Source organism: Mesorhizobium sp. M7A.F.Ca.US.002.01.1.1, from assembly GCF_004022955.1.
In the GTDB taxonomy this organism is placed as follows: Bacteria; Pseudomonadota; Alphaproteobacteria; order Rhizobiales; family Rhizobiaceae; genus Mesorhizobium; species Mesorhizobium ciceri.
Map to the genome: position 1 here is coordinate 1 of NZ_RZQE01000300.1, position 7,488 is coordinate 7,488.

Here is a 7,488-nt window from a genome sequence, read left to right on the forward strand (position 1 = left end):
GCGATGGCCAGCCAACGCCGCCAGCCGACAGTCTCGCCAAAGACAAGTGCCGCTCCCATCGTCACCGCCAGCGGCAGCGCCTGCAGCACCGCCGAAACATTGGCGATCGGCAGATGGGCGAGGGCGACGAGGAAACTCACCGTTGCGCCGGCCTCGCTGATCACGCGCAAGGCGACCAGAGGCTGCAGCATCGAGCCCGGGTGGGCGAGAGCGCCGCGCTGCCAGGCCAGCAGGCCGACGAAAAGCGAAGCGAAAGCCCCACGGATCAACATGACCTGCGCCATGTTCATCGATTGCGACGAGTATTTGGTTATGGCGTCGTTGAGGGTGAAGCCGGCCATCGCCACCATCATGAACAATGCGCCGCGAAGATTTGGAGACAGGGGCAAGACGGCTACCGGTTCTGCTAATACATATCGCCCAAAAGTGACCTCGGTTTGGGGAAACGACATGCATAAGAAACAAAGACCTGAAGCGCGTGGCTGAATCCGTTCAAACGCGACGCGCTTCAGGCAGCAAGCCTGTAACAGTCGGGCATGAAACAGCAACAGCAAAGGACTGGGCCACAGCCTTGTTTGTGGCCCTGAATATCGCCTGCGATGGCGAACTTACTTCTTCGGCGTAAGCACCTCGGTGCCATTGCCTTCCTTGCCGGCGATCGTCCAAAGACCGTGCAGCGAACCGTCCGCCGCCACCTTGTAGACGACGAGGCCAATGTCCTTGTCCATGACATAGCCGGCGGAGAAGGCATCATCGTTGCGCATGCAGATGCCGTCGGAAGATGAGCCACCAGTTTCCCAATGGATCGCGCAGGTCGTCCCGCTGGTCAGCGTGATGGTGGCTTCGCCGCCATAGGCCGAGCCTTCGAAGTTGGTGCCGGCGACCGTATAGGTGCCGCCGATCGACTGCGCCGCCGCGGGCACGGCCGCGAGGCCAAGCAGTGCCAGAGAAAGAACGAGTTTGCGCATGGTGTATCCCCCTGTGAGCGAAGAGCAGCTTCCAGGGGAAGGCTAGGCTGGAACAGACTGGCCGTAAATCCGGCTGCGGTTCGCGAACAAGACTTTTTCTGGGGTGTGGTTCGAAACCGTCATGGCCCCTTGAGACTGCCGGCGATGGCGCCGACCAGCGGATCGTATTTCGACTTCAGCGCCGGCGGGTAGTCGACCCAGACCGTACGGATGATACCGTCTTTCCCAAACAGACGTCGCTCGTAGAATATCTTTCCATCCCTCAGGCCCGACAGCACGGCCCAGTCCTTTCCGGCCTTGCTGTAGGTGATCTTGTAGCCCGGCTCCTTGCTCGCCTTCTCCGCCGCGACAAAGCCTTTCGGCGTGTCGTCGTCGACGTTGAGGATGCCCGAGCAGATCAGGCTGGCGCCATCGGCGCTCAGCCATTGCTGTCCGTCGCCATTGTCGGGCTCCGGCTGGCGATCGGTGAAGACGTCGTCGGGAAAGGTGCAGACAGTGCCGAAGCGATCGTTCACATAGGTGAATGGCGCGGCGACCGCACTGGTTGCTGCCATTGTCGCAATGACCAGGAATGAAGAGTGCAGCCGCATGCTCGCCTCGAAGTCATGATCCCGAAGCGATATTGCATAAATTTCACGGAAAGATCAGCCGCCAGTGACGCTCATGTGGCGCGACACCGATGGGCGGCTGGTGCGGCGGTCGATGATGAAGTCATGGCCCTTGGGCTTGCGGCCGATGGCTTCGTCTATTGCTTCGGCGACCAGCTCGTTGCCTTCCGAGGCGCGCAAGGGCGCGCGCAGATCGGCGGCATCTTCCTGGCCGAGACACATGTAGAGGGTGCCGGTGCAGGTCAGCCGGACGCGGTTGCAGCTCTCACAGAAATTATGCGTCATCGGCGTGATGAAGCCGAGCCGTCCGCCGGTCTCGGCGACCTGGACGTAGCGCGCCGGGCCGCCGGTCTTGAAGGGAATGTCGGTCAGCGTGAACTGGCGTTCGAGCGACGCGCGCAGCAGCGACAGCGGCAGGTACTGGTCGGTGCGGTCGGCGTCGATCTCGCCCATCGGCATGGTTTCGATGACCGTCAGGTCCATGCCGCGGCCATGCGCCCAGCGCATCATGTCGGGCAGCTCGGCGTCGTTGAAATCCTTCAGCGCCACCGCATTGAGCTTGACTTTCAGTCCGGCCGCCTGCGCGGCATCGATGCCTTGCATGACCTTGTCGAGATGGCCCCAGCGGGTGATCTTGTGGAATTTGTCGGCATCGAGCGTATCGAGCGACACGTTGATGCGCCTGACGCCGCAATCGGCGAGTTCGGCGGCAAAGCGCGACAGCTGCGAGCCGTTGGTGGTCAGCGTCAGTTCTTCCAGCGCGCCGCTTTCGAGATGCCGCGACAGCTGGCGCACCAGATGCATGATGTTCTTGCGCACCAGCGGCTCACCGCCGGTCAGCCGCAATCGCCTGACGCCCTTTTCGATGAAAACCGTGCACAGCCGGTCGAGCTCTTCCAGCGACAGCAGGTCCTTCTTCGGCAGGAAGGCCATGTCCTCGGCCATGCAATAGGTGCAGCGGAAATCGCAGCGGTCGGTAACCGACACGCGGAGATAGCTGATCGTGCGACCGAAAGGATCAATCATGTCCATGCTTCAAGCGCTTCCCGTGGCCGTGAACGGCTTCGTTATATACCGCTATGTGATACGATCCGGCCTGCTGTTCAAGATAGCGCCTCTCGATCTTTGGTAACATCTCTCAGCCGACATCGCATGTCGGTCGGTCTCATCAGACCTTTTCCCGTTTGGCGAAGCGGCGTAGGGAAGGGCGGATGACACGGGATCGAACAGCATGACCGCACCGAAAGAACTCAGGGTTTCCAAGGACCGCAAACTTCTGTCCGTCACCTTTCCCGACCACCATCCGTTCGAACTGCCGGCGGAACTGCTGCGCGTCGCCTCGCCATCGGCCGAAGTGCAGGGCCATTCGCCGGATCAGCGGGTGACGGTCCCCGGCAAGCGCAATGTGGCGATCCTGAAGATCGAGCCGGTCGGCAACTACGCCGTGCGCATCACCTTCGACGATTTCCACGACACCGGCATCTTCACCTGGAATTACCTGCATACGCTCGGCCACGAGAAGGATGCGCGCTGGGAAGCCTATCTCGCGGAGCTTGCGGAAAAGGGATTGAGCCGGGACCGCTAGATTGATTCCTCTCGCTGTCGTCAAAACGTCATCGAGATGGCGTAGCGCCGGCAAAGGTTTGGAGGCGAAAACATGTCCGTCATCACCACGGTCGAGCAGCTCGAGGCACTCTATGGCGTTCCAGGCGAGGCCTCGCTGGTCAAGGAACTCGACCACGTCATTCCCGAATACGCCGCCTTCATCGAAGCCTCGCCCTTTGTCGCACTGGCGACCAGCGGACCGGAGGGGCTGGACTGTTCGCCGCGCGGCGATCTCGCCGGCTTCGTGCGCATCCATGATCCGAAAACGCTGATGATGCCGGACCGTCGCGGCAACAACCGCGCCGATTCGCTGAAAAACATCATCCGCGACCCACGCGTCGGCCTGCTGTTCCTGGTGCCGGGCTCCGGTACGACGCTGCGCGTCAACGGTCGCGCCCACATCACAACGGATACAGCGCTGTGCGCGTCATTTGCGGTGGACGGCAAGGCGGCGCGATCGGTAACCGTCGTCGACATCGATGCGGTCTATTTCCAATGCGCCCGGGCCATCGTCCGCTCCGAGCTCTGGAACCCGGCAAGGCATGTCGAGCCGAAGTCGCTGCCGACGCCCGGACAGATCCTGGAAATCACCAGCCGCAAGAACATCGACGGCGAAACCTACGACAAGGAATGGCCGGAACGGGCGAAGAAGACGATGTGGTAGGGTTGGGCTGAAGGGCGCTCAAGCCTCATTCAGCACATCATAGATCTTGCGCATCTGCTCGCCGATCATGTCGCATTGCTCCGGCGTCGACTGGCTCATCGCCTTCTCGATCAGCGCCATATGCACTTTCAGCGCCTGCATCAGCAGCGCCTCGCCGGCTTCCGTCAGGGCGAGACGCAAGATGCGCTTGTCCTTCTCATCACCCTCGCGGCGCAGCAGGCCACGCGCTTCCAGCTGCGGCAACAGCATGGTGATGTTGGAGCGGCCGACGAGCAACTTGCGGGCAAGATCGTGCTGCGACATTCCGGGGTGGCGATAGAGGTTCATCAGCACGTCGAGCTGCGCCGGTTTCAAATCGAGCGGCGCAAGTTTCACCGCCAGCGTGCGCTCAAGCACATGGCAGGCGCGCGCCACCGCGACCCAGTTGCGGAAACGCGGGTTGTCCCAAGGCAGCTCTTGTTTATTGTTCATCTTTGAACTATTATGTTCATGCTTGAACGTATGGATGGATTCTCACTATGGCATCATTCGGGCTGAAGGTCATCCGGGGCGTGTTCGGTGCGGCAGAGCGTGTCGCGCCACGGCTCAGCGGACGCGCGGCGTTCGAATTGTTCTGCCGCACCCCGAATGTCAAGGCGCTCAGCGATGGCGAGCGCCGCGCTGTCGAGCGTGCGACGGGGTTCATGACCGAGGCGCGTCATCACCGGCTGAAGACCGCGACCGGCTGCGTCATGGTGCACGAGTTCCGGCCCGAGCCGGGCAGGGCGGCCGTCGGCACGGTGCTCGTCGTCCATGGCTGGCGCTCGCGCACCGAATATATGCGCGCCTTGATCGAAGGCTATCGCGCCGCCGGCTACAGGGTCGTTTCGCTCGACCTGCCTGGCCACGGCCAGTCGCAGGGCCGGCGCCTGAACATGGTCAATGCGGTGGATGCGGTGCGGGTTGCCGGCGAATGGTTCGGCCCGTTCGCGGCGGCGGTTGGCCATTCCTTCGGCGGCGCCGTCGCCGCCAATGCCATCGCGGGCTCGGTCAAGAACATCCCGCCGCTGGCGGCGGGACGCCTTGTGCTGATCGCGGCGCCAAGTTCCCTGCCGGCGATCTTTGCCGACTTCAGTCATATGTTGAATGTCGGCCCGCGCTCGCAAGCCGCCATGGCGGACCGGGTCGAGCATCTTTCCGGCCGGCCGCTGCACGAATTCACCGGCGACCGCCAGCTCGCCCAGGCACCGGTGCCGACCCTGGTCATCCACGCGCCGGACGACCGCGAAGTCTCGGCCGATCACGCAAGGCGCTATGCCGGCGCCGGCGGCCATGTGCGGCTCTACTGGGCCGACGGGCTTGGCCATCGCCGCATTCTTGCCGACAAGGGCGTGGTCGAACGCGCGGTCGGCTTCGTGACGCATCGCGAGCCATTGCTGCTGCATTGAGCGGCGGTCGAGATTATTTCTTCTTCTCGCCGGGTTCGACCGGCAGTCCGGCGGCCTTCCAGGCGGTGTAGCCGCCGAGGATGTGCTTGACCGGCGAAAGCCCCATGTCCTGCGCCGTCTTTGTGGCCAGGGCAGAGCGCCAACCGCCGGCGCAGAAGAACACGAAGCTCTTTCCCGAGGCGAAGAACGGCTTGTGGTAAGGGCTTTCGGGGTCGATCCAGAATTCCAGCATGCCGCGCGTGACATGCTTGGCGCCCGGAATCCGGCCGTCGCGTTCCACTTCGCGTGGATCGCGCAGATCGACGAAGATGGTGTCTTCATCGTCGAGCAGCCCGGCCGCTTCCTCCGGCGAAACCACCTCGATCACGGCGTTCGCCTCGTCCAGCAGCTCGCGATAACCCTTTTTCACGCTCTCGTCCCTCCCGGCCCTGCTGGCGGATTTCGAGCACACCAGCCGGCGTTTGTCACGCCGCGTTGCCGCCGGCCAACGTCTGCCAGGCAGCCATGGCCCCGGCAACCGTCGCCAGCAGGGCAGCGTGCGAGGCGCCGTCTCGCGCCTGGATCGACATGCCGTGCTGGACCGTGGCGAAGAAGGTCGCGGCAGCGCTCGCGTCGAAATCCGCCGGCAATTCGCCTTCGGCAATACCGCGCTCCAGACGTTTTTGCAGGGCGGTGTGGTTTTCGGCACGACGGCGGCGCAGATCGTCGCAGATGGCGCCGCGGCTCGAATCCTGATGCAGTGCGCCCAGCGTGATCAGGCAGCCCTGCGGGCGATCGCTCTGCGCATAGGCTTTCGCCGTCAGGCACAGGAATTGTTCGATCGCCTGCCGCGCGGTCGGAGCCTCGTCCAATGCCAGCCAGATGTCGGCACCCTCGGTGTGCGAGTAAAAATCCGTCGCCTCCAGGAACAGCGCCTCCTTGCTGCCGAAGGCAGCGTAGAGGCTGGGCGAGTTGATGCCCATGGCGGCGGTCAGCTCGCTCATCGATGCACCTTCGTAACCACGCGCCCAAAACACCTGCATCGCGCGGCGCAGGGCCGCGGTTCGATCGAAGGTGCGGGGACGGCCTCGTTCCGACATGACGCTCTTTCTGTGTTGATCGATACATAATTCAGTTGACGCCAGCGGGCAAGGCTGACAGATATTTATGTATCGATCATTACATAAAAGGAGAATTCGATGTCTTCCAGCAGATTGAACGGCAAGGCCGCGCTCGTCACCGGCGGCAGTCGCGGCATCGGCGCGGCGATTGCGCGGAGGCTGGCGGCCGATGGCGCCAGCGTCGCGCTGACCTATGTGCATGGCGAGGAACAGGCCCGCGCTGTCGTCGCCGAGATCGAGGCCAAGGGCGGCCGCGCCATCGCGATCAAGGCCGACAACCGCGATGCGGTCGCCCTAGACAAGGCAGTCGATGACGCCGTAACCGCCTTTGGCCGACTCGACATCCTGGTCAACAGCGCAGGCATCTGGCGCGCCGCCCCAATCGACACGCTGTCGCTCGCCGATTTCGACGAGACCATGGAGGTCAATCTCCGGGCCCCGTTCATCGCTTCCAAGGCCGCGGCCGCCCATATGGGTGAGGGCGGCAGCATCATCTCGATCGGCAGCAACCTTGCCGAGCGGGCGACCGACGGCAGCCTCACGGCCTATTCAGCCAGCAAGGCGGCGCTGGTCGGCCTGACCAAGGCGCTGGCGCGTGACCTCGGCCCGCGCGGCATCACCGCCAATGTCGTCCACCCCGGTTCGACCGACACCGACATGAACCCGGCCGACGGCCCGCATGCCGAGCATCAGCGCCGGAAGATGGCAACGCCGCGCTTCGGCAAGGCCGACGACATTGCCGGCATGGTCGCCTGGCTCGCAGGCCCGGAAGGCCGCTTCGTCACCGGCGCTGCCCTGACCATCGATGGCGGCGCCAACGCCTGATCCCGCGGGGATTTCCGGCTGGGGCGGAACCACCCTCCGCTCCAGCCGTCACGATCTTGTGAAACCGTTCTGCAACAGGCTTTCCAAAATTTATGAAAGCTTAACGAAATCGGTATGAATCAGTATAGTCGCGCCTTACATCCGCCATGCGGTGAGCGGGACGATCGAGCGTGCGGAACGGGAACCGGTTGCGGCCGGAGCGGGTGATTCATGAAATTCCTCGGAAACAAAGCAACCGTGATGCCGCTGATGGCAATCACGGCGACGCTGGCTTTCGGTGTACCCCAGGCA

Annotated in this window: 11 protein-coding genes; 4 read left to right on the forward strand and 7 right to left on the reverse strand. The window is 63.3% G+C overall.

Annotation, left to right across the window (positions count from 1 at the left end):
* The 4 genes from EN932_RS24155 to moaA form a co-directional block, all read right to left on the reverse strand.
* A partial coding sequence (locus tag EN932_RS24155; protein WP_164890596.1) for an EamA family transporter occupies positions 1 to 389 on the reverse strand: 389 nt, incomplete at its 3' end.
* 219 nt (positions 390 to 608) lie between these two features.
* Complete coding sequence (locus EN932_RS24160) at positions 609 to 968, reverse strand: hypothetical protein (protein WP_127370295.1); 360 nt, start codon at positions 966 to 968, stop codon at positions 609 to 611.
* Between the two features lie 119 nt (positions 969 to 1,087).
* Complete coding sequence (locus EN932_RS24165; RefSeq protein ID WP_024503302.1) at positions 1,088 to 1,558, reverse strand: hypothetical protein; 471 nt, start codon at positions 1,556 to 1,558, stop codon at positions 1,088 to 1,090.
* A 54-nt stretch (positions 1,559 to 1,612) separates the two neighbouring features.
* Positions 1,613 to 2,608, reverse strand: coding sequence for a GTP 3',8-cyclase MoaA (gene moaA, locus EN932_RS24170; RefSeq protein ID WP_127385184.1), 996 nt, complete (start codon positions 2,606 to 2,608; stop codon positions 1,613 to 1,615).
* Positions 2,609 to 2,807: 199 nt separating this feature from the next.
* Between moaA and EN932_RS24175 the strand changes: the two genes are divergently transcribed.
* A complete protein-coding gene (locus EN932_RS24175) occupies positions 2,808 to 3,161 on the forward strand; it encodes a DUF971 domain-containing protein (RefSeq protein WP_013531698.1) in 354 nt (117 codons plus the stop codon).
* A gap of 72 nt (positions 3,162 to 3,233) precedes the next feature.
* Positions 3,234 to 3,845: a pyridoxamine 5'-phosphate oxidase family protein gene (locus EN932_RS24180; protein WP_063172133.1), complete on the forward strand. Its 612-nt coding sequence runs from the start codon at positions 3,234 to 3,236 to the stop codon at positions 3,843 to 3,845.
* Positions 3,846 to 3,863: 18 nt separating this feature from the next.
* Here the strand turns inward: EN932_RS24180 and EN932_RS24185 are convergent, their stop codons facing one another.
* Entirely contained in the window at positions 3,864 to 4,316 is a 453-nt protein-coding gene (locus tag EN932_RS24185) for a MarR family transcriptional regulator (protein WP_013531696.1), read from the reverse strand.
* 47 nt (positions 4,317 to 4,363) lie between these two features.
* On the opposite strand from EN932_RS24185, the gene EN932_RS24190 reads away from it, so the two are divergent.
* Positions 4,364 to 5,272, forward strand: coding sequence for an alpha/beta fold hydrolase (locus tag EN932_RS24190; protein ID WP_027161593.1), 909 nt, complete (start codon positions 4,364 to 4,366; stop codon positions 5,270 to 5,272).
* A 13-nt stretch (positions 5,273 to 5,285) separates the two neighbouring features.
* On the opposite strand, the gene EN932_RS24195 is transcribed toward EN932_RS24190, so the two are convergent.
* Entirely contained in the window at positions 5,286 to 5,681 is a 396-nt protein-coding gene (locus tag EN932_RS24195; protein ID WP_013531694.1) for a rhodanese-like domain-containing protein, read from the reverse strand.
* A gap of 55 nt (positions 5,682 to 5,736) precedes the next feature.
* Positions 5,737 to 6,351 (reverse strand): TetR/AcrR family transcriptional regulator, encoded by a 615-nt coding sequence (locus EN932_RS24200; RefSeq protein ID WP_013531693.1) that lies wholly within the window; start codon positions 6,349 to 6,351, stop codon positions 5,737 to 5,739.
* Between the two features lie 99 nt (positions 6,352 to 6,450).
* Here EN932_RS24200 and EN932_RS24205 point away from each other — a divergent pair, with 99 nt between their 5' ends.
* On the forward strand, positions 6,451 to 7,197 hold the full coding sequence (locus EN932_RS24205; RefSeq protein ID WP_013531692.1) for a 3-oxoacyl-ACP reductase family protein: 747 nt from the start codon (positions 6,451 to 6,453) through the stop codon (positions 7,195 to 7,197).
* The last annotated feature ends 291 nt before the right edge of the window (positions 7,198 to 7,488 follow it).

Excerpts from the sequence above, each read along its gene's own strand:
- EN932_RS24160 (WP_127370295.1), bottom strand. The coding sequence starts at position 968 with ATGCGCAAACTCGTTCTTTCTCTGGCACTGCTTGGCCTCGCGGCCGTG.
- EN932_RS24165 (WP_024503302.1), bottom strand. The coding sequence starts at position 1,558 with ATGCGGCTGCACTCTTCATTCCTGGTCATTGCGACAATGGCAGCAACC.
- moaA (WP_127385184.1), bottom strand. The coding sequence starts at position 2,608 with ATGGACATGATTGATCCTTTCGGTCGCACGATCAGCTATCTCCGCGTG.
- EN932_RS24175 (WP_013531698.1), top strand. The coding sequence starts at position 2,808 with ATGACCGCACCGAAAGAACTCAGGGTTTCCAAGGACCGCAAACTTCTG.
- EN932_RS24180 (WP_063172133.1), top strand. The coding sequence starts at position 3,234 with ATGTCCGTCATCACCACGGTCGAGCAGCTCGAGGCACTCTATGGCGTT.
- EN932_RS24185 (WP_013531696.1), bottom strand. The coding sequence starts at position 4,316 with ATGAACAATAAACAAGAGCTGCCTTGGGACAACCCGCGTTTCCGCAAC.
- EN932_RS24190 (WP_027161593.1), top strand. The coding sequence starts at position 4,364 with ATGGCATCATTCGGGCTGAAGGTCATCCGGGGCGTGTTCGGTGCGGCA.
- EN932_RS24200 (WP_013531693.1), bottom strand. The coding sequence starts at position 6,351 with ATGTCGGAACGAGGCCGTCCCCGCACCTTCGATCGAACCGCGGCCCTG.
- EN932_RS24205 (WP_013531692.1), top strand. The coding sequence starts at position 6,451 with ATGTCTTCCAGCAGATTGAACGGCAAGGCCGCGCTCGTCACCGGCGGC.